The 26,636-nt window shown below is 71.4% G+C and carries 22 protein-coding genes; 9 read left to right on the top strand and 13 right to left on the bottom strand.

Annotated elements, in window-relative coordinates; translation table 11 throughout:
• Positions 1 to 37 precede the first annotated feature (37 nt).
• A complete protein-coding gene (locus tag ACWGST_RS14305; RefSeq protein WP_452047343.1) occupies positions 38 to 1,321 on the bottom strand; it encodes a DUF222 domain-containing protein in 1,284 nt (427 codons plus the stop codon).
• A gap of 321 nt (positions 1,322 to 1,642) precedes the next feature.
• Between ACWGST_RS14305 and ACWGST_RS14300 the strand changes: the two genes are divergently transcribed.
• On the top strand, positions 1,643 to 2,074 hold the full coding sequence (locus tag ACWGST_RS14300; RefSeq protein ID WP_452047342.1) for a YdeI/OmpD-associated family protein: 432 nt from the start codon (positions 1,643 to 1,645) through the stop codon (positions 2,072 to 2,074).
• Between the two features lie 9 nt (positions 2,075 to 2,083).
• Here ACWGST_RS14300 and ACWGST_RS14295 read toward each other — a convergent pair whose 3' ends face one another.
• Together ACWGST_RS14295 and ACWGST_RS14290 are read right to left on the bottom strand one after the other, a co-directional pair.
• A complete protein-coding gene (locus ACWGST_RS14295) occupies positions 2,084 to 5,665 on the bottom strand; it encodes a TM0106 family RecB-like putative nuclease (RefSeq protein WP_452047341.1) in 3,582 nt (1,193 codons plus the stop codon).
• Between the two features lie 50 nt (positions 5,666 to 5,715).
• A complete protein-coding gene (locus tag ACWGST_RS14290) occupies positions 5,716 to 6,378 on the bottom strand; it encodes a TetR/AcrR family transcriptional regulator (protein ID WP_452047340.1) in 663 nt (220 codons plus the stop codon).
• 151 nt (positions 6,379 to 6,529) lie between these two features.
• Between ACWGST_RS14290 and ACWGST_RS14285 the strand changes: the two genes are divergently transcribed.
• Genes ACWGST_RS14285 through ACWGST_RS14275 form a run of 3 tightly spaced genes read left to right on the top strand, consistent with a single transcriptional unit; the run spans position 6,530 to position 9,848 of the window.
• Entirely contained in the window at positions 6,530 to 7,564 is a 1,035-nt protein-coding gene (locus ACWGST_RS14285; protein WP_452047339.1) for an agmatine deiminase family protein, read from the top strand.
• Positions 7,561 to 9,426 (top strand): amidase, encoded by a 1,866-nt coding sequence (locus tag ACWGST_RS14280; RefSeq protein WP_452047338.1) that lies wholly within the window; start codon positions 7,561 to 7,563, stop codon positions 9,424 to 9,426. The genes ACWGST_RS14285 and ACWGST_RS14280 overlap by 4 nt, the downstream gene beginning before the upstream one ends.
• Positions 9,427 to 9,476: 50 nt before the next feature.
• Positions 9,477 to 9,848, top strand: a complete 372-nt coding sequence (locus tag ACWGST_RS14275; RefSeq protein ID WP_452047337.1) for an HNH endonuclease — start codon at positions 9,477 to 9,479, stop codon at positions 9,846 to 9,848.
• 43 nt (positions 9,849 to 9,891) lie between these two features.
• On the opposite strand, the gene ACWGST_RS14270 is transcribed toward ACWGST_RS14275, so the two are convergent.
• Positions 9,892 to 11,454 (bottom strand): molybdopterin-dependent oxidoreductase, encoded by a 1,563-nt coding sequence (locus ACWGST_RS14270; protein ID WP_452047336.1) that lies wholly within the window; start codon positions 11,452 to 11,454, stop codon positions 9,892 to 9,894.
• Positions 11,455 to 11,585: 131 nt separating this feature from the next.
• On the opposite strand from ACWGST_RS14270, the gene ACWGST_RS14265 reads away from it, so the two are divergent.
• Together ACWGST_RS14265 and ACWGST_RS14260 are read left to right on the top strand one after the other, a co-directional pair.
• The gene (locus ACWGST_RS14265; RefSeq protein WP_452047335.1) at positions 11,586 to 13,886 is read left to right on the top strand and encodes an ATP-binding cassette domain-containing protein; all 2,301 of its coding nucleotides are present in this window, start codon (positions 11,586 to 11,588) and stop codon (positions 13,884 to 13,886) included.
• Positions 13,887 to 14,014: 128 nt separating this feature from the next.
• A complete protein-coding gene (locus ACWGST_RS14260; protein ID WP_452047334.1) occupies positions 14,015 to 14,800 on the top strand; it encodes an SDR family oxidoreductase in 786 nt (261 codons plus the stop codon).
• 136 nt (positions 14,801 to 14,936) lie between these two features.
• Here ACWGST_RS14260 and ACWGST_RS14255 read toward each other — a convergent pair whose 3' ends face one another.
• The 3 genes from ACWGST_RS14255 to ACWGST_RS14245 are packed head-to-tail and all read right to left on the bottom strand — an operon-like array spanning position 14,937 to position 17,267.
• Positions 14,937 to 15,671 (bottom strand): DivIVA domain-containing protein, encoded by a 735-nt coding sequence (locus ACWGST_RS14255; protein WP_452047333.1) that lies wholly within the window; start codon positions 15,669 to 15,671, stop codon positions 14,937 to 14,939.
• A complete protein-coding gene (locus tag ACWGST_RS14250) occupies positions 15,668 to 16,858 on the bottom strand; it encodes a globin domain-containing protein (protein ID WP_452047332.1) in 1,191 nt (396 codons plus the stop codon). Before ACWGST_RS14250 ends, ACWGST_RS14255 begins: the two co-directional genes overlap by 4 nt.
• Positions 16,859 to 16,862: 4 nt before the next feature.
• Positions 16,863 to 17,267, bottom strand: a complete 405-nt coding sequence (locus tag ACWGST_RS14245) for a group I truncated hemoglobin (protein WP_452047331.1) — start codon at positions 17,265 to 17,267, stop codon at positions 16,863 to 16,865.
• 163 nt (positions 17,268 to 17,430) lie between these two features.
• On the opposite strand from ACWGST_RS14245, the gene ACWGST_RS14240 reads away from it, so the two are divergent.
• Positions 17,431 to 17,664: a hypothetical protein gene (locus tag ACWGST_RS14240; RefSeq protein WP_452047330.1), complete on the top strand. Its 234-nt coding sequence runs from the start codon at positions 17,431 to 17,433 to the stop codon at positions 17,662 to 17,664.
• 18 nt (positions 17,665 to 17,682) lie between these two features.
• Here the strand turns inward: ACWGST_RS14240 and ACWGST_RS14235 are convergent, their stop codons facing one another.
• Both ACWGST_RS14235 and ACWGST_RS14230 read right to left on the bottom strand, forming a co-directional pair.
• A complete protein-coding gene (locus tag ACWGST_RS14235; RefSeq protein ID WP_452047329.1) occupies positions 17,683 to 18,414 on the bottom strand; it encodes an alpha/beta hydrolase family protein in 732 nt (243 codons plus the stop codon).
• A 47-nt stretch (positions 18,415 to 18,461) separates the two neighbouring features.
• A complete protein-coding gene (locus tag ACWGST_RS14230; RefSeq protein ID WP_452047328.1) occupies positions 18,462 to 19,565 on the bottom strand; it encodes a DUF2207 family protein in 1,104 nt (367 codons plus the stop codon).
• A gap of 68 nt (positions 19,566 to 19,633) precedes the next feature.
• Between ACWGST_RS14230 and ACWGST_RS14225 the strand changes: the two genes are divergently transcribed.
• On the top strand, positions 19,634 to 19,855 hold the full coding sequence (locus ACWGST_RS14225; RefSeq protein WP_452047327.1) for a hypothetical protein: 222 nt from the start codon (positions 19,634 to 19,636) through the stop codon (positions 19,853 to 19,855).
• 19 nt (positions 19,856 to 19,874) lie between these two features.
• On the opposite strand, the gene ACWGST_RS14220 is transcribed toward ACWGST_RS14225, so the two are convergent.
• The 4 genes from ACWGST_RS14220 to ACWGST_RS14205 form a co-directional block, all read right to left on the bottom strand.
• Positions 19,875 to 20,153 carry a helix-turn-helix domain-containing protein gene (locus ACWGST_RS14220; protein ID WP_452047326.1) on the bottom strand — a complete coding sequence of 93 codons (279 nt, stop codon included), beginning with the start codon at positions 20,151 to 20,153 and terminating at the stop codon, positions 19,875 to 19,877.
• A 146-nt stretch (positions 20,154 to 20,299) separates the two neighbouring features.
• Entirely contained in the window at positions 20,300 to 23,035 is a 2,736-nt protein-coding gene (locus ACWGST_RS14215; RefSeq protein WP_452047325.1) for a helix-turn-helix transcriptional regulator, read from the bottom strand.
• Positions 23,036 to 23,116: 81 nt separating this feature from the next.
• Positions 23,117 to 24,145, bottom strand: a complete 1,029-nt coding sequence (locus ACWGST_RS14210) for an FUSC family protein (protein WP_452047324.1) — start codon at positions 24,143 to 24,145, stop codon at positions 23,117 to 23,119.
• A 33-nt stretch (positions 24,146 to 24,178) separates the two neighbouring features.
• Entirely contained in the window at positions 24,179 to 26,083 is a 1,905-nt protein-coding gene (locus ACWGST_RS14205; RefSeq protein WP_452047323.1) for a BCCT family transporter, read from the bottom strand.
• A 47-nt stretch (positions 26,084 to 26,130) separates the two neighbouring features.
• Between ACWGST_RS14205 and ACWGST_RS14200 the strand changes: the two genes are divergently transcribed.
• Positions 26,131 to 26,636: 5'-3' exonuclease (locus tag ACWGST_RS14200; protein WP_452047322.1), on the top strand; the 506-nt coding region annotated here is incomplete at its 3' end.

The following is a 26,636-nucleotide window of genomic DNA, read 5'->3' as shown; positions in this document are numbered from 1 at the left end:
GAACGCACATTCACAACCATAGTTAATTATGGTCTGATCAGGCATTCATTGCACATTCGGCACGCCGAGTCGCCCAGGATTCACGCGACAGCCTCAGGAGGACGCCGTTGTCGGTGTGGGTGGGGCCGCCGTGGGCGTCGGGGATGACGTGGTGGATTTCGCACCAGGCGGCGGGTACGGTGCAGCCGGGGATGATGCAGCCGCCGTCGCGGAGGGTGATGGCGCGGCGTTGGTGGGCGGTGAAGCAGCGTTCGGGTGAGCCCAGGGCCGTGATGCGGCCGGTGTCGTCGAGGGTGACGGTTTGGATGCCGCCGGTGCAGATCATGTGGCGGGCTGCGCGGAGTGAGATGGGCAGGTCGATGCCGTCGGCGTGTGCGACGCCGCGCCCGGCCTCGAGGTCGGTGGCGCGGACGCTGACGAGGACGGTGGGGGCGGCGCCGCCGATCGTGGGGTGTTGACCGGAGCGTGCGGCGGTGTCGATGATCGCGGCGAGGATGTCGTGTCGTTGTTGTTCGCTGGTGCGGGTCTCGGCCTGCACGGCGAGGTCGGCGCGTTCGGTGTCGGTGAGGAACCCGCCACCGGAGCGGGGTGAGAGGTGCGCGTCGAGGAGGCGGCCCAGTTTCGCGGCGACCTCGGGCAGGAGTTCGCCCGAGATCGGGATGAGGCCGTCGCGTGCCCGTCCGATGCGGAATCCGCGGCGGCGCATGGCGCGTGCGTCGTCGGGTTCTGGGCCGTCTTGGTCGAGGAAGACCGCCCAGGCGCGAGCTTGCACGGCCAGTTCGTCGGCCGAGCAGCGCACGGGTGCCGCGTCGCCGGTGCCGGTGGCTTGGCCGGTGAGTTCGCGTTCGGCGACGTCGAGCCGGTCGGGGTCGGCGACGGCCCGGGTGCGGCCGAGCTCGCGGATGATCGTGGCCGCGGCGTCGAGGCCGACCTCGCCGGCGGTCAGCGCGGCGGCAACGTGCGGGTGGACGGCGGGCATCGGCTCGCCGGTGAACGAGACCCGCGCCCGGGTCGCCGCCCCGACGAGGACCCGGCGGCGGGCTTCGGCCCCTGCGACCTGCGTGATGCGTTCGATCAGTTCGGCCGCGGAGCGGCACCCCTTGCGGGCTGAGAGCCGCCCGGCGCCGAGCTCGATGCGTGAGCGTTCGGCGATCTCGCCGGCGAGGGTTGCGCGGTGCGCGTCGAGGAGGCGGCCGACGGCTTCGAGGGCGCCCGCCGCGAGAAGCAGCTCGTCATCGCCCAGGCCACGGGCCGTGTCGAGATCGAGGGCGGCGTGAAGGGCCGAGCGAACCTGCTCGAGCACTTCGGGGATGCCTGCCATGTCGACAACACTGCCACCACCCACCGACATTGCAACGACGACGAAAGATCATCCGATCAGCCCTTTCGTCTCGACTACTCCTCCACAGGAGCCACCCGGCCGGAGTTCTCCACAGGCATGGCAGGCTGGCCGGGCGCGGGCGGCCGGCCCGAATGCTGCGCCCCAACCGCAACCACAACCACAACCGCGACCCCAACCGCGACCCCAACCGCGACCCCAACCGCGACCCCAACCGCGACCCCAATCGCGGCCCCGAGCGCCGACCCCGATCACGCGATCGAGCCCGGCGAGCCGGTCGGTGTGCAGTGGCAGACTCGGTGCATGCGATTCACGACGACGATGTCCCAGATCGGCAACAACACCGGCATCGAGGTGCCGCCCGAGGTGATCGAGGCGCTCGGCGCGGGAAAGAAACCACCGGTTGTCGTGGTCGTGAACGGCTTCGAGTACCGCAACACCGTCGCCGTCATGGGCGGAAAGTTCATGATCTCGTTCAGTTCCGACAAACGTGCTGCGACCGGCATCGGCGGCGGCGACCCGATCGTCGTCGACCTCGTGGTCGACACGGCGCCGCGCACCGTCGAGGTGCCGGTCGATCTCGCCGCCGCCCTCGAGGCGGCCGGGGTGCGAGCGGCGTTCGACGCGCTCTCGCCGAGCGCGAGAAAGGCCCATGTCACGGCCGTCGAGGGCGCGAAGGCACCCGAGACCCGCCAGCGCCGGGTCGACGGCATCGTGGCGAAGCTCGCCGGGTGAGCCGACCCGTCAGCTGTGCACGGGAGCGAGCGACGGCATCCCGACGAGCCGCACGAACGCGCTGAGCTGCGCCACCCCGTCGGGCGTGTACGGCAGGGCGTCGAACAGCCCGGGCGAGTAGAGCAGGTATGCCGCCCACTTCGCGCGCGAGATCGCCACGTTGAGGCGGTTCTTCAGCAGCAGGAACTCGACTCCTCGCGGCGCCGCCGCAGCCGACGATGCGGCGAGCGAGACGATCGCGACGGCCGCCTCCTGACCTTGGAACTTGTCGACCGTGCCGACCGGCACCTCGGTGAGCCCGGCCGCGTCGAGCGCCGCGCGCACGACGGTGAGCTGGGCGTTGTAGGGCGTCACGACGATCAGGTCGCGTTGCGTGAGCGGGCGAACGGATGCCGCGGCATCCGTCGATTGAATGGCACCGCCCCCGCCCTCGAACCACTCGCGCCCGAGCAGCGACCGCGCCAACTCGACGACCGCGGCCGCCTCTTCGGGCGACGACGTCGTGTTGCCGAAGTGCTCGATCGGCATGGCGGTGAGCCCGGGCGCGACGCCCTCGAGCGAGCGCTGCGACGCGACCGGGTGCGAGTGCAGCTCGCCTTCGTACGAGAGGCGCGAGACGGGCCCCGCGACGGCCGGATGCATGCGCCGACTCTCGGCGAGGAAGTAGCCGAACTCGGCGGGCAGCACGTCGTGGCCGTCGGTGATCCAGCCGAGCGCCGAGGTGTCGATCGGCTCGGGGTGGTTGCCCTGGCTCACCTGCGGCAGTTGCTGGGGGTCGCCGAGCAGCAGCAGGTTGCGCGCGCCGACCGTGCACGCGATGGTCGAGGCGAGCGAGAACTGGCCGGCCTCGTCGATGACGAGCAGGTCGAGCGAGCCGCGGGGCACCCGGTTGTCGTTCGAGAAGTCCCACGCGGTGCCGCCGATGACGTAGCCCGAGGCCTCGTGCGCGGCCGTGTACTCGGTGACGCCGTTCTTCGCGATGAAGGTGTATTCGTGGTCTCCCGGCTCCTTCGCGTCTTTCGGGGCCTTCGCGACGAGCTCGGGGTCGAGGCCCGCTCGCACGACGGCGTCGAGCACGTTCTCGACCACGGCGTGCGACTGGGCGACGACGCCGATCTTCCACGCGTGCCGGCCCACGAGCTCGGCGATCACGTGCGAGGCGAGGTAGGTCTTGCCGGTGCCGGGCGGGCCCTGCACCGCGAGGTACGAGTCGTCGAGGTCGCGCAGCGATGCGGTGACGGCGGCGACGTAGTCGTGGTCGGTGCCGAGGGCCGCGAGACCCCCGCCGCTGCGCGTACGCGGCGGAATGCGTCGCAGCACGTCGACCGAGGGGTTCGCCGGCCAGCGCGGGAACGCGCGATCGAGGTGCTGCGCCCACTCGAGGATCGCCCCCTGCTGCCGACCGGCCGGTGGCGGCGTGCCGGGCGCGAGGGCGAAGGGCAGCTCGCTCCACTCGACGCCCGCGACCGCGGTCTCTTCGATGAGCACGCCGTCGTCGAACACCTCGAGCACCTTCACCGCGTGCCACGCGCGCGACCCGGGCCGCAGCGAATTGCTCGGGAACGGCGCCGGCGGCTCGTACAGTGCGATCGGCTCGCCGCCGACGCTGAACTTCGACCCCGGCGCGATGCGACCGCGCAGGCGCACATGCCGTCGGTCGACGCGGTGACGGTCTTCGCGGTACCAGCGCTGCGCCACGGCGGATGCCGCGGGGTCGACGACGAGCACGTCGCGGTGATCCTCCCACGCCTCGAGGGGCTGTTCGACGCGGAAGTAGTGCGACCACCAGAAGCTCTTCGCCTCACGGTCGTGGTAGTCGATCGCGGCGGCTGCGAGGGCGAGCGCCGTGTGATCGGCGTCGCGATCGGGGTCGTCGGGCGGGCCGGCGATCGATTGCAGGTGCACGGCGAGCGGTGTCGGCTCGTAGACCTTGCCCGCGGCCTTGGCCGCCTCGACGATGAGCGACTCGGGCACCGGTTCGACGCCGGCCTCGCGCGCGAGCCCCAGCAGCCAGTCGCGGAGCCGGAGCGTCGAGACGCAGTCGTAGCGGTTGTAGTCGGCGAGGTCGTCGAGCACGTGCTGGGCTGCCGCCGCCCCGACGAGCCCCGTCACGGGGTCGGTGCCGCCGGTGGCCGCGAGCTCGCGCGCCCGCACGTACTCGAGGATCGAGTCGCCGCCCGACTTCACGTCGGCCTCGCGCAGCAGGGTGCCCATGTAGAGCGGTTCGAGCTTCTTGATCGAGTACGAGCGGCTGCCCACCCGCACTGCGCGCTTGACGATCGGGTAGAGGTCGACGAAGACACCGTCGGCGAGCAACTGGTCGACGGCGGCCTCGCCCACGCCGTGCCGCGCGGCCATCGAGAGCAGGTGCGTGCGCTCGTAGCTCGCGTAGTGGTAGATGTGCATGTGCGGATGCGCCGCCCGCCGCAGTGCCACGAGCTCGAGGAACTGCACGAGCGCCACTCGCTCTTCGGCGAAGGAGTGCGCCCAGAGCGGCGTGAACTGCTCGGCGTCGTCGACCATGCCGAAGAGGTAGTCGAGCCCCCAGTCGTCGGCCGCGCCCTCGGTGTAGAGCGGGTCGCCCTCGAAGTCGAAGAACAGGTCGCCCGCGTCGGGTTCGGGAATCGCGGCGAGCGAGGGGGCGTCGCGCACGACGACGGGCGGCGGCAGCGGCGGGTCGTCGGGGGAACGGAGGCCCGAAGCATCCAGTGCCAACTCTGCCGCCTCGGCCTTCAGCTGCAGCCGCGCCTGCACCCGCAGATTCTCGATGGTCGCGTCGAGCACGCCGGGCACCGGGCCGGTGGATGCCGCGAGCTCGTCGATCGTCGTGATGCCCGCGTCGTGCAGGGCGGCGCGTTGCGTGACGCGGAGGCCGGCGACGAGCAGCACATCGCGATGGGCTTGCACCTCGAGGTCGCACGTCGGGCAGCGCCCGTCGAGGGCGTAGCGCGGATCGCCCCACGCGACGGGCCCGTCTTCGGCGAGGCGTTCGGCGACGATCTGCTCGAGCCGCTCGCGTCGCAGCCGGTAGACGGGGGCGATGTCGTCGAGGCGGTGCACGCTCGTCGATCCGTCGCCGAGCAGCAGCTCGACGGTGTCGGCGACCGGCACGCCCGTGCGCTCGAGCTGCTCGGCATACGCGGCGAGCTGCAGCAGCGCGGTGACCCGGGCCCGGCGCGCGAGCTTGGAGTCTTGTACGAGGTAGCGCCCGTCGGGCTGGCGCACGATGAAGTCGGCGAACCCGATGAAGCCCTCGTCGGCGAACGTCGCCTGGAACACGACCGGAGCGCCGGCGTCGAACGCCGCCTGCGTCGCCTCGACGGCGGCGACGACCGCAGCCGGATCGCGCACGTCGGGCCGCTCGATCTCGACGACTCCGTCGCCGAGTGCCGCCCGGTAGATCTCGAGCACGCGGTGCTCGTGAGCGTCGCCCATGCGGCCCGAGCGCTCGAGCATCGCGTCTTCGGGGTCGGGCACCTTCTCGATGCGCCCGAGTTTCGCGTCGAGCGCGCGCAGGAACGCGAACTCGCACTCGGACGCCTTCTTCAGGTCGCTCGCGCTCGTGACGACGGAACCGTCTACCAGGTACATCGGGCTCCTTCGGGTCGTCGTGGTCCCACGCTATCCGGGCCCGCCGACACTCAACCCGCAGAAGCCGCGGCGAGCGCCCCGGGCTGCAGCCCGAGCAGCCCCTCGACGCTGCGGGTCGTGAGCGCCCCGCGTTCGCCCGCGCCGTCCCACCGCACGAGCGCCTGCGCATTGAGGCCGTCGATCATGCCGAGCAGCTGCCACGCCGCTGCGGCGACATCGACCGGGCCGGTGCGCCCGAAATCGCCCGACTCGACGCCGTCGTCGATGACGTGGACGATGACCGACTGCCACGCATCCATCTGACGCCGCACGCTCGCGGCGAGCGGTTCATTGCGCCGACCGAGCGCCCACGCCTCGACCCAGACGACCGTGACGTCTTCGCGCGAACCGTCGAGCATCGTGTCGATGAGGGTCGCGAGTCGCTGATGCGGACTGCGCCGCTCGGCGAGCAGCGCGCCGATCTCTTCGATCTCGGCGCCCACGATCGCGTCGAAGGTCTCGGCGATGAGCGCCTCCATGCTCGGCTGGTAGTGCGCCACGAGCGCGGGCGTGACGCTCGCACGGCTCGCGACGGCACGCAGGGTCACCGCCGAGAGCCCGTCGCCGAGCGCGACACCACGGGCGGCCGCGGCGATCTCGACGCGGCGCTCGGCCGGGGTCTTCCGTGACGCCGGGGTCTTACGCGCGGCTCTGATGCGGGGGGCGCTTGACATGGTGCGCCCATTCTATGTACGTTCGGGTCAGTTGTTGATCATCTGGTCAATAAGCGAGTGGATTTCGCGGCGCACGCAGTTCGGCGCACGTGAGGTCTGATCCCGCACGTCGAGCTGAACCGACGCATCGAAGCGTTGCACGGAGGAACCGATGACCTGGCGCATGCCGTCCGAGACCGCACCCCATGAACGCACCTGGATGGCGTTCCCCGTGACCGACAACGTCGCCGACGAGACGCCCGGCGGCATCGAGCGCACCTTCGCGGCCTGGGCCGCCGTCGCGAACGCGATCGTCGCCTTCGAACCCGTGACGATCCTCGTCGACCCGAGCGAGCTCGAGAACGCCGGGCGCCTGCTCGACCCCGCGGTCGAGATCGTCGAGTGCCCCGTCGACGAGTTCTGGATGCGCGACCACGGCCCCACCTTCGTGGTCGACGACGAGCGCCCGGGCGTGCTCGGTGCGGTCGACTGGATCTTCAACGGCTGGGGCGCCCCTGAGTGGGCCCGATGGCAGAAATCGGCCGAGCACGCCCGCTTCATCGCCGATCGCGTCGGCGCCGAGCTCGTCTCGAGCATGCTCGTCAACGAGGGCGGCGGCATCCACGTCGACGGCGAGGGCACCGTGCTGCTCACCGAGACCGTGCAGCTCGACCCGCGTCGCAACCCCTACGCCGACCGGCGCCGTGTCGAGGCCGAGATGGCGCGCACGATCGGGGCGACGACGGCCATCTGGCTGCCGCGTGGCCTCACCCGCGACTACGACGAGCTCGGCACCAACGGGCACGTCGACATCGTCGCGACCCTCACCGCGCCCGGCCAGGTGCTCGTGCACGCGCAGCGCGACCCCGAGCACCCCGACTTCGAGGTCAGCCGCGAGATCGTGGCGCTGCTCGCCTCGTCGACGGATGCCGCGGGGCGCACCCTCGAGGTCACCGAGCTGCCCGCCCCCTCGGTCATCAGAGACCACGAGGGCTTCGTCGACTACAGCTACGTCAACCACCTGGTCGTCAACGGCGGCGTCATCGCGTGCGGCTTCGGCGACGACGAAGCGGATGCCGCGGCGCGCGAGATCCTCGAGGCGGCCTACCCCGGTCGGCGCGCCGTGACGGTCGATGCCCGGCAGATCTTCGCCGGCGGCGGCGGCATCCACTGCATCACGCAGCAGCAGCCCGCGGTGTCGGCATGAGTGCAGACCGGTGGTCGAGTAGCGACGAAGGAGCGTATCGAGACCCGGCGCCCGGTCTCGATACGGCTGCTCCTGCGTCGCGGCCTACTCGACCAACGGGGTCGTTCGACGTCGTCGAGGCGACGATCGCCGAACTGCGCGCGGCGCTCGAGTCCAGGCGCATCACGGCGGTCGGGCTGCTCGACGCCTACCTCGCACGCATCGCCGCCTTCGACGGCCCCGAGACGCCGACCGCGCTGAACGCGCTCGTCGTGATGAACCCCGGCGCTCGCGCCGACGCCGAGGCATCCGATGCCCGCCGTGCGCGCGGCGAGGCCTTCGGTCCGCTCGACGGCATCCCGTACACGGCGAAGGACAGCTACCTCGCCGAGGGCCTGACCGCGGCGGCCGGCTCGCCCGCGTTCGAGCACCTCGTCGCCCAGCGCGACGCCTTCACGATCGGGCGGTTGCGGGCGGCCGGCGCCGTTCTCATCGGCCTCACGAACATGCCGCCGATGGCGAACGGAGGCATGCAGCGCGGCGTCTACGGCCGAGCCGAGAGTCCCTACAACGCCGAGTACCTCACCGCCGCGTTCGGCTCGGGGTCGTCGAACGGCTCGGGCACGGCGACCGCGGCGTCGTTCGCGGCGTTCGGCCTGGCGGAGGAGACCTGGTCGTCGGGCCGAGCGCCCGCTTCGAACAACGGGCTCTGCGCATACACGCCCTCGCGCGGCGTCATCTCGGTGCGCGGCAACTGGCCGCTCGTGCCCACGATGGACGTCGTCGTGCCGCACACCCGCACGATGGCCGACCTGCTCGAGGTGCTCGACGTGATCGTCGCCGACGACGGCGAGACCCGCGGCGACTTCTGGCGCGTGCAGCCTTGGATCGAGATCCCCGCGGCATCCGCCGTCCGCCCCGCCTCCTACCTCGCCCTTGCCCCGAACACCACCACCGAGTCGCCCGGTTCTGCCCAAGAGCGGGCGAGTCGCGTGCTCGACGGCGCGAGGATCGGGGTGCCGCGCATGTACGTCAACGCCGACCCCGAGGCCGGCACCGCCGAGGCCGGCCGCACGCCCGGCATCGGCGGCGCGACCGGCCAGCGCATCGAGACCCGCGCCGCGGTGATCGAACTCTGGGAGGCGGCCCGCCGCGACCTCGAGGCCGCGGGCGCCGAGGTCGTGCTCGTCGACTTCCCGGTCGTGTCGAACTACGAGGGCGACCGCCCGGGCGCACCGACGATCGCGACCCGCGGGCTCGTCAGCCCCGAGTACCTGCGGCGCGAGATCGTCGACCTCTCGGCCTGGGCGTGGAACGACTTCCTCGCCGCCAACGGCGACCCCGCGCTGCACGCGCTCGCTGACGTCGACGGCGAGCGCATCTTCCCGCAGCCCGCGGGCGCCATGCCCGACCGGTACGACGGCTTCGACGACGACATCGCCGAATACCCCGAGTGGGCCCGCTCGCACCCTGGCGTGACGCTGGCCGACATGCCCGAGCTCGAGGCGGGGCTCCGCGGCCTGGAGCAGACGCGGCGCATCGACCTCGAACAGTGGATGGACGGGCTCGGCCTCGACGCCGTCGCCTTCCCCGCGGTGGCCGACGTCGGCCCGGCCGATATGGACGTGAACGAGGCATCCGCCGACCTCGGCTGGCGCAACGGCGTCTGGGTCGCGAACGGCAACCTCGTGCCGCGCCATCTCGGCATCCCGACGGTCACGGTGCCGATGGGCCTCATGCGCGACATCCAGATGCCGGTGGGCCTCACTTTCGCCGGACGCGCCTACGACGACTCGGCCCTGCTCGCGCTCGCCGCGGCGTTCGAGGCGCTGCCGACCCCGACCGCGCGCCGCGTGGCGCCGCCCCGTACCCCGTCGCTCTGAGCGGGGCGCGGCGGCCGGTCGCCCGGCGCCGCCCGGGCTAGTCTGACGCCATGGCGGTCAGTCGGAGCCGTACGGCGGTCTACGCGCGCCGGCGCAAGCGTCGCATGGCGCAGCACACGCACGACCTCAGCGACGAGCAGTGGGCCGCGCTCACGGCGGAGTGGCAGGGCTGCGCGTACTGCGGCGCGAGCGACCGGCCGCTGCAGCGCGACTGCGTGCAGCCCATTTCGCGCGGCGGCCGCTACACGCTCGGCAACGTCGTGCCGGCGTGCGGCTCGTGCAACGCGAGCAAGTCCAACGACGAGGTGACCTCGTGGCTCCGGCGGAAGAAGCTCGACGAGCGCGCCTTCCTGCTGCGGCACCACGAGGTCGGCGCAGCGCTGGCGCTGCAGTTCCCGGCAGAGGATGCCGCGGCGGACTGACCCCTCGTGAGGGTCGCCGTGCTCACCTGCCGCGAGGGGCGGGTCAGCGCACCTCGACCGTGACCTCGTCGAGGCCGGTCGCACCGTCGGGCACGACGCCCTGCCGCTTGGCCGTCTGCACTTCGCCGTCGGCGCCGATGGCGCGCACCCGAACGCGGTGCGAGCCCGCCGAGGCATCCGACCACTCATAGCGCCACTGCACCCAGGTGTCGTCGTTGATCGCCGTCGCGAGCTCGGCCGCGCGCCACTCGCCGCCGTCGATCTGCACCTCGACGCCCGCGACGCCGACGTGCTGGTGCCAGGCGACGCCCGCGAGCACCGCCGAGTCGGGCGAGACCGACTGGCCCTGGCGCGGCACGTCGATGCGCGAGGAGAGCTTGATCGGTCCGTGCGCGCTCCAGCCGCGGTCGGTCCAGTACGCGGATGCCGCGTCGAACCGGGTCACCTCGAGGTCGACGACCCATTTCGTCGCCGAGACGTAGCCGTAGAGGCCGGGCACGACCATCCGCACCGGGAACCCGTGCTCGGCGGGCAGCGGCTCGCCGTTCATGCCGACGGCGAGAATCGCGTCGCGGTCGTCCTGCAGCACCTCGAGCGGGGTCGATGCTGTGAACCCGTCGATGCTGCGCGAGAGCACCATGTCGGCGTCGGCCGACGGTCCGGCTCGGGCGAGCAGCTCGCGGATCGGGTAGCCGAGCCACACGGCGTTGCCGATGAGCCCGCCGCCGACCTCGTTCGACACGCACGCAAGGGTCGTGACGCTCTCGTCGAGGGGGAGCGCGAGCAGTTCGTCCCACGTGAGCGTGATCTCGTGATCGACCAGGCCGTGGACGCGCAGTCTCCAGTCGGCGGGGTCGACCGCCGGCACGGCGAGGGCGGTGTCGATGCGGTAGAACTCGGCGTTCGGCGTGACGATCGGGGTGAGGCCGTCGATGCCGAGCTCGGCGCCTGCCGGCACGGTCGCGGTGGTCACGGGCGTCGGCAGGCGGATCGCGTCGCGCACGGCGGTCACCGCGCGGGCGCCCGCCTGCAGGGCGTAGCCGCCGAGGGCGGCGAGCGCGCCGAGTGCAGCGGCACCGCCTGCCCAGCCGAGGAAGCGGCGCCGGTCGACCGAAGCCGAAGCCGAAGCGGGGTCGGGCGTGGGGCCGGGCGCGGGGCCGGCGACGAGTCGCTTCAACAGGAAGGTCAGCGAGAGCATCGCCGCGATCGCGGCCACGGCCGAGGGCACGATCGCGAGCATGGAGGCGTTCGCCCGGCTCGCCGCAGCGACCGCGCCCACGACGCCGACCGCACCGATCACGACCATGCCCCACGGCGGGCGCCGCGCCTCGAGCACCCCGGCCGCGCCGGCCACGGCGAGCAGCACGAGGCCGATGCCCACGAGCAGCGCGGCCTTGTCGCCCGTGCCGAAGAGTGCGATCGCCGAGTCCTTCGCCCAGGACGGGGCGAGATCGATGAGCAGGGAGCCGACGCCGACGAACGGACCCGACGCGGGCGCGACGACCGCCGCGACCAGTTCGCCGACGCCGACACCCAGGGCGACGGATGCCACACCCGCCACCGCGGGCAGCAGCCATCCTCGGGCGGGGCCGCGTGTCTCTGGCATGCGCACAGCGTACGCTCGTCGGGTTGGGGCGAGCCATGAGGCATCCACTCTGCTCATGCCCTGCCGGATGTCGGCGCCTCGTGCCAGAATCGTGACTCGCGGGCGCGCGCCCGCTCGAGGGGAGCAGCCGAATGACCGCGAGCGAACAGACCGCCACCGACCGCCATATCGCCGACGCGCACGACGTCATCGAGGTGCGCGGCGCGCACGAGAACAACCTGCAGGGCATCTCGCTCGACATCCCGAAGCGACGGCTCAGCGTCTTCACCGGGGTCTCGGGCTCCGGCAAGTCGAGCCTCGTGTTCGGCACCATCGCGGCCGAGTCGCAGCGGCTCATCAACGAGACGTACTCCACCTTCATCCAGTCGTTCATGACCACGCAGCCCCGGCCCGAGGTCGACAGCCTGCGCAACGTCTCGGCGGCGATCATCGTCGACCAGGAGCGCATGGGCGCGAACTCCCGCTCGACGGTCGGCACCGCGACCGACGCCTACGCACTGCTCCGCATCCTCTTCTCCCGACTCGGCCAGCCCTACGTCGGCCCGAGCTTCCACTTCAGCTTCAACGCGCCGGCTGGCATGTGCCCGCGATGCGAGGGCACCGGCGAGGTCAACGACGTCGACCTCGACGAGCTCTTCGACCGCGACAAGTCGCTCGCCGAGGGCGCCCTCACGATCCCCGGCTACACGGCCGACGGCTGGATGGTGCGCATCTTCACCGAGTCGGGCTTCCTCGACCCCGACAAGAAGATCCGCGACTACACCGAGGCCGAACTGCACGACTTCCTCTACAAGGAGTCGACGAAGGTCAAGGTGCAGAGCATCAACATGACCTACGAGGGGCTCGTGCCGAAGCTGCAGAAGAGCCTCCTCTCCAAAGACCGCGACGCCATGCAGCCGCACATCCGCGCCTTCGTCGACCGCGCGGTGACCTTCACGGCCTGCCCCGAGTGCGGGGGAGCGCGCCTGAACCAAGAGGCGCTGTCGTCGAAGATCAAGGGCATCAACATCGCGGATGCCTCGGGGATGCAGATCTCCGACCTCGCGAGCTGGATCGCCGACATCGACGACCCGAGCGTCGGCCCGCTCATCGCGAACCTGCGGCAGAACGTCGACTCCTTCGTCGAAATCGGTCTCGGCTACCTCAGCCTCGATCGCGCGTCGGGCACCCTCTCGGGTGGCGAGGCCCAGCGCGTCAAGATGATCCGGCACATCGGGTCGGCGCTGACCGATGTCACGTACGTGTTCGACGAGCCGACGGTGGGCCTCCACCCGCACGACATCCAGCGCATGAACCGGCTGCTCCTGCAACTGCGCGACAAGGGAAACACCGTGCTCGTCGTCGAGCACAAGCCCGAGGTCATCGAGATCGCCGACCACATCGTCGACCTCGGCCCGGGCGCGGGTTCGCGCGGCGGGCAGATCTGCTTCGAGGGCGACGTCGCGGGGCTGCGCGCCTCCGACACGCTCACCGGGCGGCACCTCGACCACCGGGCGACGCTGCGCGACTCCGTGCGCGAGGCGTCCGGTGTGCTCGAGATCAGGGACGCCCGCCAGCACAACCTCACCGGGGTCGACGTCGACATCCCGCTCGGGGTGCTCACGGTCGTCACGGGCGTCGCGGGCTCGGGCAAGTCGTCGCTCATCCACGGCAACGTGCCGAAGCACGATCAGGTCGTCGTGGTCGACCAGTCGCCGATCCGCGGCTCGATCCGTTCGAATCCGGCCACGTACACGGGCCTGCTCGACACGATCCGCAAGGCGTTCGCGAAAGAGAACGGCGTGAAGCCGGCGCTCTTCAGCGCGAACTCGGCGGGTGCCTGCCCCAACTGCAAGGGCATCGGCCTCGTGTTCGTCGAGCTCGGGCCGATGTCGACGGTGTCGAGCGTGTGCGAGGAGTGCGGCGGCAAGCGGTTCACGGCCGAGGTGCTCGAGTACCGGCTCAACGGCCTGAACATCGCCGAGGTGCTCGCGCTCTCGGTCGATGCGGCCCTCGAGTACCTCACCGAGAAGCCGGCCCGGGCTATCCTGCAGCGGCTCTCCGATGTCGGTCTCGGGTATCTGGGTCTCGGCCAAGCGCTCAACACGCTCTCGGGCGGCGAGCGCCAGCGCCTGAAGCTCGCGATCAGCATGGCGAAGACGGGGTCGATCTACGTGCTCGACGAGCCGACGACGGGCCTGCACCTCGCCGACGTCGACCGGCTGCTGGCACTGCTCGACCGGCTCGTCGACGACGGCAACTCGGTCGTCGTCATCGAGCACCACCAGGCCGTCATGGCGCACGCCGACTGGATCGTCGACCTCGGCCCCGGCGCGGGTCGCGACGGCGGCCGCATCGTCTTCGAGGGCACCCCGCGCGCCCTCGTCGAGGCCGCCGCCACCGACGAGGCGACGCTCACGGGCACGCACCTGCGGCAGTACGTCGGCGCCTGACGCCCGCCCGCGGGCTCCGGGCTCGAACCCCGTGCCCGACGCGGCAGCGGTTCGGGGATTCACAGCCGGAAATCAGGTCGATCTGCTCTTCGAGCGGGGGCACCGTCGATCGGCGTAACGTCGATGGCATGAGCAGAACGTATGTCATCACCGGAGCAGGTTCAGGCATCGGGGCGGCCACCGCGGCCCTTCTCACCGAGCGCGGCCACCGCGTCATCGGCGTCGACCTGAAGGGCGCCGATATCACGGCCGACCTCTCGAAGCCCGAGGGGCGTGCGGCCGCCGCGGACGCCGTCGTCGAGGCGTCGGGCGGGCGGATCGACGCCGTCATCGCGGCTGCCGGCATCGCGGCGCCGGTTCCGCTGACCGTGGCCGTGAACTTCTTCGGCGTCACCGAGTTCCTCGACGCGCTCGCGCCGACGCTCGCGAAGGCCGATGCCCCGCGCATCGCCGTCGTCAGCTCGATGGCGAGCCTGCAGCCGAACTCGCCCGAACTCGTCGACGCGCAGCTCGCCGGCGACGAGGCGACGGCGCTCGAGATCGGCGCCGCGCTCGCAGCGCAGGGCCCCGAGCTCGGCTACCTCAACTACCCGTCGTCGAAGCGCGCGCTCAGCCGTTGGGTGCGCCGCGAGTCGATCACGCCGCGCTATGCCGGTGCCGGCATCCCCGTGAACGCCGTCGCCCCCGGCACCGTCGTCACCCCGATGACCGCTCCGCTCCTCGCGACCGAAGAGGGCCGTGCGATGGTCGATGCGGCCGTGCCGATGCCGCTCAACGGCCACTCCGACGCCGTCGTGATCGCGAAGCTCCTCGCCTGGCTCACGAGTGAGGAGAACACGCACGTCACCGGCCAGACGATCTACATCGACGGCGGAGCCGACGCGTCGCTCCGCGGCGACGACATCTGGAGCTGAGTCGGCCGAGTTCGTGCGGTGCAGTCGGGCCCGTGCCCGACGACCCGCGAGCCTCGCGTCGCTCGTGCAGCGAGAGAGCGGGGATCGGGGTCGTCGGGTCGTCGGGTCGTCGGGTCGACTGGCCGTCAGTTGGTGATCACGGACTGACGTACGTCTGCCGCTGGATCGTCGGCTGCGGCGGCGCCGCCGGGAGCCAATCCGGTTCCTCGTCGGGGAACTCGTCGTCGGGCACCGCATGCACCGCCGACTCGGCCACCTCGGTCGCGTCGAGCACCGGCAGTGTGCCGAGGCGATCGACCTGCTCGGTGAGGGCGTCGAGCACCGAGCGCAACTGGATCTGAGCGACCTGCGCGTAGGTGCGCACGTACTCGATCTCGGGCATCGACGGCAGCGGGATGCTCGCCGTCGTGGTCGCCGGCTCGGTCGGCGCGGCAGCTGCGGCCGCGGCGGTGCGCTCCTGTGCCTCGCGATACTGCGTGCGGGCGGTGAGCACGAGATCTCGGGCGTACTCCTCGGCGTCGGCGACCGCCTTGTCGGCGATCATCTGCGCCTGCGAGAGCAGGCCGACGGCGCCCAGCGTGACCTCGCGCTCGAGCTCGGCGGTGTCCAAGGTGCGGAGCTTCGTGTTCTCGGCGCGGAGTTCGGCCAGTTCGCGGCGGTCCTCGGTGAGTGCCGCCCTGACCTCGCCGATCGTGCGGGCGAGGTCTGCCACGTACGCGTCCACTTCGGAGCGGTCGTACCCGCCGAGCGGGCGCGAGGCGAACTTCACGGTATCGGGCTCGGGCAGACGCGAGACGGCGGCGACGAGGTCGCCCTCGGGCACGGTCTGCTCCGGGATCGGGAGTTCGTTTTCGTCGTCCCACGTGGTCATCGGGCACTTCCCATCGGTTCCTCCACGCGCGTCGACGGCTGCGGGTCACGCAGCCCGTCTTCATCGAGTGTGGCGAACAGTTCGAAACGGATGTCGGGTGATGGCACATCGAGCTCGCGCAGCCGCGAGGCGGTGTGGCGCACCATGGACGGCGACCCGCAGATCATCGCGAGGGCGCCGGGGGAGACGCCGGCCTCGACGACCGCGTCGCTCACGAACCCCTTCCGACCGGGGTAGCTCCGGTCGTCGGAGACGACGGGCGTGTAGCTGAACCACGGCCGACCGGTCAGGCTCTGCATCAGGCGATTCTCGTACAGGTTCCACGGAACTCGAGCGCCGTGGAACAGGTGCACGCGCGGGGCGTCTCCGGTCTCCTGCCACTGCAGGTCGATGCGTTCCAGATGCGCCCGGAGCGGGGCCAGGCCGGTTCCGCCGGCGACCATGACGAGGTCGCGACCGCGGTCGGCGTCGTCGAGCGTCAGCTCCTGCCCGACCGCCGAGCCCAGTCGCAGTACGTCACCGGCCTTCAGCCGCCGCCCGACTGCGCCCGAGACCTGCCCGCCCGGCACGAGTTGCACATGGAACTCGATCGTGCCGTCGTGCCGCGGCGCGTTGGCGGCGCTGAAGTAGCGCCACAAGCGCGGGGTGTACGGCGTCTCGACGGCGAACGACTGCCCAGGCTCGAACGGGAGGTCGGGTTCGGGGCGCACGTGCACGATCGCGATGTCCATGCTGCGGCGCTCGACCGCGGTGACGTGACCCTCCCACGAGGCCGGACTGCGGAGCTCGGACTCCTCGGCGGCCTGCACCATCGCGGTCGCGATGATGCCGTAGGCACGGGCCCAGTCCTCGGCGAGCTCCGGGGTCCAGAGCTCGCCGAGGAACTGCTGCAGCGTGGTGAGCAGGGAGAGGCCGACGGCGTCGTAGTGCTCGGCGATGACCTCGAACCTGCGGTGATCGCGGCCGAGCTGCTGGATGAACGCGGTCACCTCGTCGAGTTCATCGACGTTGGACACGATGCGCCCGAGCGCGCCGACGAGTCGGTCGCGTTGGGTCGCCATCGCGACCGGGAACATCGCCCGGAGCTCTGGGTGCGTGTAGAAGAGATGCGAGTAGAAGAAGAGCGGCACCTCGTCGCCGACCGCCTCGGCCAGCGACCAGGTGTGCTTCAGCGCAGCGGTGTCCACGCCGTCAGGCTTGCGTCGCGTCGGCCTCGACGATATCGGGCTGGGTCGCGGCGACGGCGGTCACGGTGCGGTCGACGATCTCGGATGGAACACCGGCCTCGGTCAGCGCGGCGATCAGGTGCCCGGCGACGGCGCCGAACTCCTCCGCCGTGATGCCCATGTTCGCGTGAGCCGCACGCAGGTCGCGTCCCTCGTAGGCCACCGGCCCGCCCATGACCTGCGAGACGAGCGCGACCTGGTGTCGCTTGAGTCGGGCCATCTCGATGCCCTCGAAGTGCTTCAGCAGTCGGTCGTCGCCGAGCACCAGCTCGTAGAACCGGTTGACGACGGCGGTGACGGCGGGTGCCCCTCCGACGGCTGCGTAATCGCTCTGGGCTTCGGGTTGGGTCTGCAGATCGAGGGAGTTCATTCGGGGGTGTCCGTTTCGGTAGGGGGTGGGGACTCCCCTTTCCTAGCAGAACGCCCACTCCCAGATCAAAGGTTTCCTGCATGTCGCTCCGGTTCGGAGCGGGCGTTCAGCCTCATCCGGCAGACTCCCTCCCCGGCTTCGATCACCCGGATAGGCTGGCGTGGTGGAACTCGGTCTGGCCTTCGCCCTCGCATGGGCCGTGCTCGCCCTCGTCGCCGGCGCTGCACTCATCGTCAAGCGCCGCTGGCTCTCCGAGACGATCACGGCGGAGCGTCAGTCGACCATGGCGCGCGCGGGAGCCCGCGGCCCGAGCACCAACGTCTTCCTGATCGTGGGCCTGGCGTTCGTCGCGATGGGCCTGTTCATCATCGTCTGGTGGGCCTCGGCCCTCATCTGATCCGCGCCGACCGCCTCGCTACTGGGCCGCCGGCGCGCGACCCCGCACGAATGCGGCGACGGGCGCGGCGAGCCCCGCCCCGATCTCGACGGCGGGCCGCTTGGCGCCCTTCACCTCGAACGAGTGGTTGGCGCCGTCGAGCCACTCGAGCACGGCGTTTCGCCCGATGCGCGCGACGACCTCGTCGAGCTGGGCGTTCGGCGTCGCGAACGGGTCGTTGCGCCCCTGCAGGAAGAGCATCGGCACCGTGATGCCCGGCAGGTGCTCGTCGCGCGGCTTCTCGGGCTTGCCCGGCGCATGCAGCGGATACCCGAGGAAGACCAGCCCCGCCGCCGGCATGCCCTCGGCGACGGCCATCGACGCCATGCGCCCACCGAACGACTTGCCGGCGGCCCAGATCGGCTCGCCTGAGCCGCCCGAGTCACCGGTCTCGCCCGGGCCGCTCAGGCGAATCGCGTCGGCGGCGCGTGCGGCCGCGGCATCCATCACCGCTCGCCAGGTCGCGATCGCGACCGGCGGCCGGTCGGGAAACCGGCGTCCTGCCTCGCGGTAGGGGAAATTGAAGCGCAGGGTCGCGAAGCCGTCGGCGTTCAGCGCGCGCGTGAAGCCTGTCATGAACGGATGCTCCATGCCCGCGCCCGCTCCGTGGGCGACGACGATCGTGGCCGCCGCGGCCGGCGGGCGGGCGTACACGGCCGAGACGGATGCACCGTCGACCGTGATCGCGATGGGCTCCTCGTCAGTGGTCATCGGCCGGTCGCCTTCCTCGCGTCAGAGATCGAAGTCAGAGGTCGAAGTCAGAGGTTGAACAGCTCGAAGACGCCGCCGATGACGTTGCCCGCGCCGTCGGCGAGGTCTCCGACGGCCGAGGTCAGCTCGGTCACGCTCCCGGCGGCCTCGATCGCGAGCGCGACGTCGGCCGTGACGTCGACGAGGTCGCCGAGCACGTCGAGGTTCGCCCGGCCGAGGGCGGCGTGCTCGAGCTTGAGCTTCGCGATCCACTCGCGTTCGAGCCCGAACAGCACGGCGTAGGGCAGCAGCCGTTCGTGCAGGTGGAAGCGGGCGATCGCGTCGTGCGACTCGAGCGCCGCGGCATCCGTCGACGAATGCGACGCGGGCGACCGCTGCGCCGCGCTCGACCCCACTGTCTCGGTCGACCGCAGCTCTGCGCCGCTCGGCGACTGCAGCGTGCGCAAGCGGTCGGCCTCGGCGAGCTCGAGGTACTGCTCGAGGCCGGCGAGGTGCTCGCGTCGGCCGGCCGCTGCGGGCAGGAACTTGCGCCACGACGACGGCGTCACGAAGATCGTCGCGATCGTCGCGGCGAGGGCGACGACCGTGGCGATGAGCGCGCTCCATTCGCCGCCGACGATCGCGAACAGCAGGAACAGCGCCTCGACGAGCATGCCGAGGTAGGCGAAGACGGTGAGGGTGACGCCGGGCCAGGTCACCCGCTGCCTGGCGACGAGTCCGTCGCGGGCGAGGGCGTCTTCGGTGCTGAGCAGCAGGCTCTTCAGCCGCCCGGCGAGCGCACGGCGGTCGGCGGAGAAGCGGCGCACGCGCGTGCTCGTGTGCTCTGGGCCGAAGAGAGCCTCGAGCAGCGCGGCCTCTTCGCTCGTGAGCACGGCGCCCGAGACGAGTTCGACGCCGACGGGTTCGCGCTTGGCACCGCCCGCGATGAGGCGGATCTTGCGCTTGACGGCGAGGTCGATGAGGGCGGCGGATGCTGCGCGCCGATCGGCATCGATGAGCAGCGCATCGCGCAGCACCGTCGAGTCTCGTTCAGGGGCGTACTGCACCACTCGCGGGGTCACGCGCTGCGCGGCGACGGCGCGCGCAACGAGCCCGAGCCCCAGGATGAGGAACGCGGGGAGGATCCCGAAGACGAGCACGGCGGTCAGCACGCGCCCAGTCTAGGGATTTCCGAGCGGGCAGGCCGGGGATGTCGGAGGCTCGGCGTACCGTGACAGCCATGACGAAGCAGATGCAGCACTCAGCACCCCACCTGGTGATCGACGAGCCGTGTCCCCGCTGCGATTCGCTCGCGGTGCGCGCGATCGTCTACGGCCCGCTCGACTTCGAGGTCGAGGCCGGCGACGTCCCGGGCGCGCTCGCGCACGACGAAGAGCCGATCTTCGACTGCCGCGAATGCGGGTTCCAGTGGGGCGCGGCGGTGCGCGAACTGCTGAGCTGACGGCGCGCGGGCGCCTCGCTCAGCTCACCGCGCGCGTCCAGACGACGGCGGCGATCACGCGACGGTTCTCGTCGGCGCACTGCAAGAGCCCGAGCTTCACGAAGATCGAGTGGATGTGCGACTCGACGGTGCGCTCCGAGACGACGAGCGCGTTGGCGATCGCGGCGTTCGAGGCGCCGAGGGCGAGGGTGCGCAGCACGTTGAGCTCGCCGGTCGACAGCGACGCCAGGTCGGGGAGTCGGGCGTCGATCCAGTCGAAGACGGGCTGCGTCTGGTCGGGTTCGAGAAGCGGCCGCATGGCTTCCTCCTTCGGGTGGGCGGCATCTGCAGAGGCACGACCTCCGGGCGATGGGGTGCGGCAGCGGCTCGGCGAGGTGCCAGACCCACAGCGTACGGATGCCTCGTGCCGCGACACTGCGTAGTCGGGTACGCGAATCGGCGGGCTCAGGCGCTGCTGCCCGTGCCCGTGCCCGTGCCCGTGCTTCCGCCGCTGCCGGCGGCGCGCAGTTGGGCGCGCCCCTCGACGCCGAGCTTGGCGTAGATGCGATGGGCGTGCCCTTCGACCGTGCGGGTCGAGAGCCCGAGCCGCGCTGCGATGTCCCGGTCGGAGTGCCCGCCGACGATGAGCGCCGCGATCTCGGCCTCGCGTTCGCTCAGGCTCGGACCGAGTTCGGCGCGCTCGACGGCGGGAGTGTGCAGGCGGCCCGTCGTGGCCTCGAGCCCGCGAATCCGCAGCCGGGCGGCCGCCGCTCGCCCGCCGCGACCGGCGCTCGCCCAGTGCACGGCGGCCTGCGCGGCGGCGTCGGTCGCCATCACGAGGTCGCTCTCCCGTTCGTAGGCGAGTGAGAGCTCGTCGAGCGCGGCCGCGTCGCCGCGATCCCAGGCGTCGGCGTGCCGCGGAGCGTGCACGGCACGGGGTCCGTCGACGCCGTCGGCGAGGGCGCGCAGTCGATCGCCCAGGTCGTGCGCGCCGTAGCGAACAGCGTCGTGCAGTGCGCGGATCGCGAGCGCCGGGGCATCCTGTTCGACGGCCAGATCGGCGGCGGCCGATGCGCCCTCGACCGCGGCGGCCGTGCGCCCGGCGGCGGCGTCGACGAGGGCGGCGATGCGGGCGAGCTGCGGATCGCGGTACCGGAACGACGGCAGCCACGCCGCGCGCGCCCGATCGAGGTATGCGGCCGCGTGCTCGCGGTCGCCGCCGAGCGCTGCGGCCTCGGCGAGGTCGAGCAGGTTCAGCGGCGCCCACCCGGTCAGATCGTGGTCGATCGCGGCCTGCACCGCGTTCAGCACGGCGACTCCCTCGGCGATGCGCCCGCAACGCACGAGCGAGCGGCCGATCAGGTTGCGTCGACGGCCGTCGAACGGCGGCGGCACGTCGCGGTCGCCGGCGAGCACGCTGTCGGCGAGCCTCGCGGCGTCGCCCATGCGGCCGGCGAGGTGCAGCGCGAGCTGGTGCGCGTCGAGCAGGACGGTGCGCATCACGGCTGCGGCGAATCCGCCTTCGGTCGCGGGGTATGCGGCCTCGGCGATCTCGCCGACCTCGTCGACGCGGCCGAGACAGGCGAGGGCGGTCACGCGGGCGATGCTCGCGGTGGCGACGCCGCGCGCGCTCAGATCGGTGCGTCGCAGCGCATCGGCGGCGGCCTCGAGTGCGTCGGCGGGTCTCGCCTGGAACGCGAACTCCCAGGCGAGCATCGCCCCGAGTTCGGCGCGGGCCCACTCGTCGGGGGTCGCGGCCATGGCCGCCTCGGTGCGGTCGATCGCCCCGCTCGGGTCGCGCAGCACGAAGAAGCGGTTGCCCGACTCGACGATGAGCGCGTCGACGGGCGGGCGCGGTGCGTCGACGAGAGGCGCGAGCAGCTCGGCCGCCTCCTGGCCACGGCTGCGCAGCGAGAGGGCGTACGCGGCGAGGGTGGTCGCCTCGGGCGGGCCGCCGCGGGCGATCGAGGCGCGGGCCAGCCGTGCCGTGAGGTCGAGGTCGAGTCGGGCGAAGGCGGTCGCGGCCGCAGCGAACTGGAGGGCGCCGGCATCGCCGGCGGTGTCAGTGCCGCCGACCTCGGCGCCGTCGGACTGCAGGCTCAACAGCGCGCGGGCCACTATGTCGATCTCGACGCCGGTGCGGTCGACGGCCGCGAGGATCCGGGTGCGCAGACGGCGGGCTCGCAGGGTGCCCATCGCCTCTCGTCGGGCTTCGGCGAAGAGTGGATGCCCCGCACGCAACATGACCGTGCCGCCCGGGTCGTCGGCCGACGCCGCGATGACGCCGCGCGCCTCGAGCGTCTCGAGCAGTCGCGCGTCGGCCGCCGGGACGACGTCGGCGATCGCGGCCGCCGGAAAGGGTTCGAGCAGCGAGACGGAGTCGAGTACTTCGAGCGCGGCGGGCTCGAGCGCGATCGTGGTCTGCTCGATCAGGGCGCCGAGCTCGGCGGGCAGCCTGCCGGCGGGGTCGGGAAGGAACGGGAGTCGGTCATCGTCGCCATGTGCAGTCGGGGCGGCGCGGATCGCTGCGCCGGCGGCGTCGACTCCGCCCGCGGTGCCCGAGATGCCGGCGTTGCGCCAATCCTGCGCGATGTGCGTGATGTAGAGCGGGTTGCCGCGACTGCGTTCCCACAACCGCCGCGCGGCGAGCGGATCGAGCGGTCGCTCGAGGATGGCGCTCGCGAGCGCCGCGGTGCCGTGCTCGTCGAGCGGCGTGATCTCGAGTCGCTCGAGCACGTCGTCCTTCCAGAGGTCGACGATGACGTCGGGCAGCGGTTCGGCCACCCGCGCCGTCAGCAGCAGGGTCGTGCGCGGGCGGTGCGCGAGCGCCTGCACGAGCAGGGCCGAGAGCGGGTCGAGCGCATGCACGTCGTCGACGAACACGGTGGTCTGGCGGTCGCCGGGGCTGAGCTCGGCGGCGAGCCGGCCGAGCAGGGCGAACGAGTCGTCGCCGTCGGGAGCGAAGCCGGCGAAGGCGCCGAGCGGTTGGTGCTGTGCCGTGCGGCTCGCGGTCGCCCAGACGGCGTTCTGCCGGTGGCGCCGCACGTGCCGGTACAGCTCTCGGGCGAACCGGGTCTTGCCGACGCCGGGGACCCCCACGATGAGCGATCCCGGTCTCACGCCGTGTGGCGCCGGTTCGACGAGCCGGCGCCCGATGCGCAGCAACTCGTGATCTCGACCGACGATCGGCCATTCGTCCACGGCTCTCATCATGCTCTCTCGACGGGTGCAGCGGTAGCCGCCGCGCGCGGCGGGCCGCAGCCGCGCGCACGGGCGCACCGTTCACTCCTCGACGAGTTCGTCGCGAATGCGACGCAGGTCCTCCATGAGCGAGCCGATGAGAATCCAGTGTCCCGACTTGGGCGGGGCGATCACGAGCGGCGCCGTCAGCGCCGGGATCGCCGATGTGGGCGGCTCGGGGTCGACGTCGGCGAGGTGCACGGCGAGGCGCACATCGTGCGCTGCCCGCCGCAACTGCTCGGCGATGGCCTGCACGGTGGGCTCTTCGGCGAGCGCCGCATCGTAGTGGTCGAAGAACGCCCGGGTCATGCCGATGACCTGCGTGACGATGGGGCTCAGCTTCTCGAGCAGCGAGCGCATCTCGACGAGTTCGGTGCGGTGCGCGGAGCGCCGCGGATTGAGCGTGAGCGATTCCTCACCGGTCGAGATCGAGACATCCGCTGCGTCGCGCATCGGACGCAGGAGCCGGACCTCGACCATGAGCCGCTGCAGATCGGCCGGCGCCTGCGGGTTCTCGAGAGCGTTCGCCAGGCGGTCGAGGGATGCCGCGAGCTCGCCTCCGAGCAACGACAGGTGACTGCGCGCCGGGGCGAGTGCCACCGGCGGCACGATGAGCGCGTTGACGATGATGCCGATCGCGGCGCCGATGAGGGTCTCGATGATGCGGTCGACGGCGTACTGGGGCGATGAGGCGCCCAGGGCGAGCACGAGCATCGCGCTGATCGCGACCTGGTTCGACGTGCCCGGTGTCATCTTCAGCGACCAGGCGACGAGCATCGCGATCACGATCGTGACGAGGATGATCCAGCTGTTCTGCCCGAACACGAGCGAGACGGCGGTGGCGATGAGCACACCGAGGATCACCCCGATCGAACGCTCGATCGCCTTGCCGAACGACTGGTTCACGCTCGGCTGCACGACGAGCAGTGCCGCGATCGCCGCGAACACCGGCAGGGGCCCCGGGATCAGCCAACCGGCGACGAGCCAGGCCGCGATCGTCGCGGCCGACGCCTTCGCGACCTGCAGGATCGGCACGCGCTTCGACGTGCGGAAGGTGCCGGTGATGCGCATGCGACTCACGCTAGCCGCATCGTCTGCGTCCGTTCACCGGGGGAGCGAACGGGGGTCGTCCTCGCCGTGCTCGGGGATGTCGGGGTCGTCGGTTGCGGCGAGGGGATCGTGGTCGACGATCTCGTCGACATCGGCCGTCGGCACCGAGTCGGGCAGTGCGTTCTCCTCGGCGAGGGTTGCGGGCGACGCGCGGCGGGGAGCCGCGGCATCCGTGCCCATTCGCAATCGTCTGCGCAGCCCGCGCACCCATTTCGGCTGGCCGGCCACGAGGCCGCGCTCGAGCGGCTCCTCGACCTCGAGACCGTAGTGCTCGCCGATGTGATCGATGAACTGGGCGCGCTCGGCCTTCGCGTAGGCGCGGCGCTCACGCGTGAACGCGATGATCGTCGACCAGCACATCATGAGCATGACGATGCTGAACGGCAGCGCGATGATGATCGCGGCCGTCTGCAGGGCCTTGAGACCGCCGCTGAGCAGCAGCGCGATCGCGAGCAGCGCCGTGATCGCGGTGAAGAAAGTGCGGATCCAGCGCTTCGGGTTCAACTGACCGCCGGTCGCGATCATGCCCATCACGAGCGCGCCCGAGTCGGCCGACGTGACGAAGAAGATCGTGATCAACACGATCACGCCGACCGTCAGCACCGGCGTTCCGGGGACGTGGGTGAGCAGTTCGAAGAGCGCCGCCTCGACGTTGACGCTGCCGTCGGGCTGGGTGAGCGCACCGGGATCGGCGAGCTCGATCGCGAGCGCCGAGCCGCCGAGCACGGCGAACCAGAGGATGCCGATGAGCGTCGGCACGAGGATGACGCCGGCGACGAACTGCCGCACGGTGCGCCCCTTCGAGACGCGCGCGATGAAGATGCCGACGAACGGCGCCCACGAGATCCACCAGCCCCAGTAGAACGAGGTCCACGAGGCCTGCCACTCTTCGCCCGCGGTGCCCTGGAAGGCGCTCACGTTGAACGAGAGACCGACGAAGTTCTGGATGTAGTTACCGATCGACTGCACGAACTCGCGCAGCAGGAACTCGGTCGGCCCCACTGCGAGCAGGTACACCACGAGGATTCCGGCCAGGACGAGGTTCGCGGTCGAGAGCCACTTCATGCCCTTCGTGACGCCCGAGAGCACCGACCACAGCACGAAGACCGAGATCACGAGGATGATGACGACCTCGCTGAGCGCACTCGGCGCGAGGATGCCCGCGTAGTTGAGGCCCGCGCTGATCTGCAGCACGCCGAGCCCGAGCGAGGTCGCGACGCCGAAGAGGGTGCCGACGAGGGCGATGACGTCGATCGTGTGACCCCAGCCGCCCTCGACGCGCTTGCCGAGGAGCGGTTCGAGGGTCCACCTGATCGAGATCGGTCGGCGCCGGCGGTGGATCGCATAGGCGAGCCCGAGCCCGACGACGACGTAGATCGACCACGCCTGCACGCCCCAGTGCAGATAGGTCTGGCTGAGGGCCTGCTGCGCGAGCGCCTCGGGCGTGCCGACGACGCCCGGGCGCGGCGAGACGAAGTGGCTGAGCGGTTCGCTCACTCCGTAGAACACGAGCCCGATGCCCATGCCCGCGGCGAAGAGCAACGAGAACCACGAGAGCAGCGAGAACTCGGGCTCGTCATCGTCGCGGCCGAGCTTGATGTCGCCGAAGCGGCTGAAGCCGACGAACAGGCAGAACGCCACGAAGAAGGCGGCGATGAGCACGTAGTACCAGCTGAAGGTGTTGACGATGCTCGCCTGGATCGCACCGAACATCACCTCGGCCGATTTCGGGGCGATGAGCGCGAACGCGACGAACAGCGCGACGACGGTGGCGGCCGGCCAGAACACCCAGCGCTGCACTGGTGGGAGCGATCGGTGCGGCGCCGGCCCCGCGCCATCCGTCTCGGTCGGCTCAGTCGTCTCGCTCGGCTGGTTCGGCTTGCCCGCTGTGCCGCTCATGCGCCCACGTTATCGAGGATGCCGGGCATCCGTGCCAAGATCACGGTGTGGCCGACCGACTCATGCTCCTCGATACCGCCTCGCTCTACTTCCGCGCGTTCTACGGCGTGCCCGACTCGATCACGGCGCCCGACGGCACCCCCGTGAACGCCGTGCGGGGCCTCGCCGACATGATCGCGCGCCTCGTCACCGACTTCGAGGCGACGCACCTCGTCGCCTGCTGGGACGACGACTGGCGGCCGGCCTGGCGGGTCGAGCTGATCCCGAGCTACAAGGCGCACCGCGTCGAGCGTGCGGTGCCGGGCGGCGTCGACGTCGAGGAGACGCCGCCGGGGCTCATCGTGCAGATCCCGCGCATCCGCGAGATGCTGGGCCTCGCCGGCATCCCCGTCGTCGGCGCGCCCGAGCACGAGGCGGACGACGTCATCGGCACGCTCGCGACCGGGGCGGACCTGCCGGTCGACGTCGTCACGGGCGACCGCGACCTGTTCCAGCTCGTCGACGACGCGGCATCCGTTCGCGTGATCTACACGGCGCGGGGCATGTCGAAGCT

The organism is Agromyces sp. NPDC055520, assembly GCF_053619715.1.
This window is presented reverse-complemented; position numbering and strand designations above follow the sequence as displayed.

Coding starts and splice junctions, on each gene's coding strand:
- ACWGST_RS14280 (WP_452047338.1), top strand. CDS start 7,561: ATGAGTGCAGACCGGTGGTCGAGTAGCGACGAAGGAGCGTATCGAGAC.
- ACWGST_RS14245 (WP_452047331.1), bottom strand. CDS start 17,267: ATGAACTCCCTCGATCTGCAGACCCAACCCGAAGCCCAGAGCGATTAC.
- ACWGST_RS14210 (WP_452047324.1), bottom strand. CDS start 24,145: ATGCGCATCACCGGCACCTTCCGCACGTCGAAGCGCGTGCCGATCCTG.
- ACWGST_RS14295 (WP_452047341.1), bottom strand. CDS start 5,665: ATGTACCTGGTAGACGGTTCCGTCGTCACGAGCGCGAGCGACCTGAAG.
- ACWGST_RS14290 (WP_452047340.1), bottom strand. CDS start 6,378: ATGTCAAGCGCCCCCCGCATCAGAGCCGCGCGTAAGACCCCGGCGTCA.
- ACWGST_RS14285 (WP_452047339.1), top strand. CDS start 6,530: ATGACCTGGCGCATGCCGTCCGAGACCGCACCCCATGAACGCACCTGG.
- ACWGST_RS14305 (WP_452047343.1), bottom strand. CDS start 1,321: ATGGCAGGCATCCCCGAAGTGCTCGAGCAGGTTCGCTCGGCCCTTCAC.
- ACWGST_RS14270 (WP_452047336.1), bottom strand. CDS start 11,454: ATGCCAGAGACACGCGGCCCCGCCCGAGGATGGCTGCTGCCCGCGGTG.
- ACWGST_RS14300 (WP_452047342.1), top strand. CDS start 1,643: ATGCGATTCACGACGACGATGTCCCAGATCGGCAACAACACCGGCATC.
- ACWGST_RS14275 (WP_452047337.1), top strand. CDS start 9,477: ATGGCGGTCAGTCGGAGCCGTACGGCGGTCTACGCGCGCCGGCGCAAG.
- ACWGST_RS14255 (WP_452047333.1), bottom strand. CDS start 15,671: ATGACCACGTGGGACGACGAAAACGAACTCCCGATCCCGGAGCAGACC.
- ACWGST_RS14260 (WP_452047334.1), top strand. CDS start 14,015: ATGAGCAGAACGTATGTCATCACCGGAGCAGGTTCAGGCATCGGGGCG.
- ACWGST_RS14265 (WP_452047335.1), top strand. CDS start 11,586: ATGACCGCGAGCGAACAGACCGCCACCGACCGCCATATCGCCGACGCG.
- ACWGST_RS14220 (WP_452047326.1), bottom strand. CDS start 20,153: ATGCGGCCGCTTCTCGAACCCGACCAGACGCAGCCCGTCTTCGACTGG.
- ACWGST_RS14225 (WP_452047327.1), top strand. CDS start 19,634: ATGACGAAGCAGATGCAGCACTCAGCACCCCACCTGGTGATCGACGAG.
- ACWGST_RS14205 (WP_452047323.1), bottom strand. CDS start 26,083: ATGAGCGGCACAGCGGGCAAGCCGAACCAGCCGAGCGAGACGACTGAG.
- ACWGST_RS14235 (WP_452047329.1), bottom strand. CDS start 18,414: ATGACCACTGACGAGGAGCCCATCGCGATCACGGTCGACGGTGCATCC.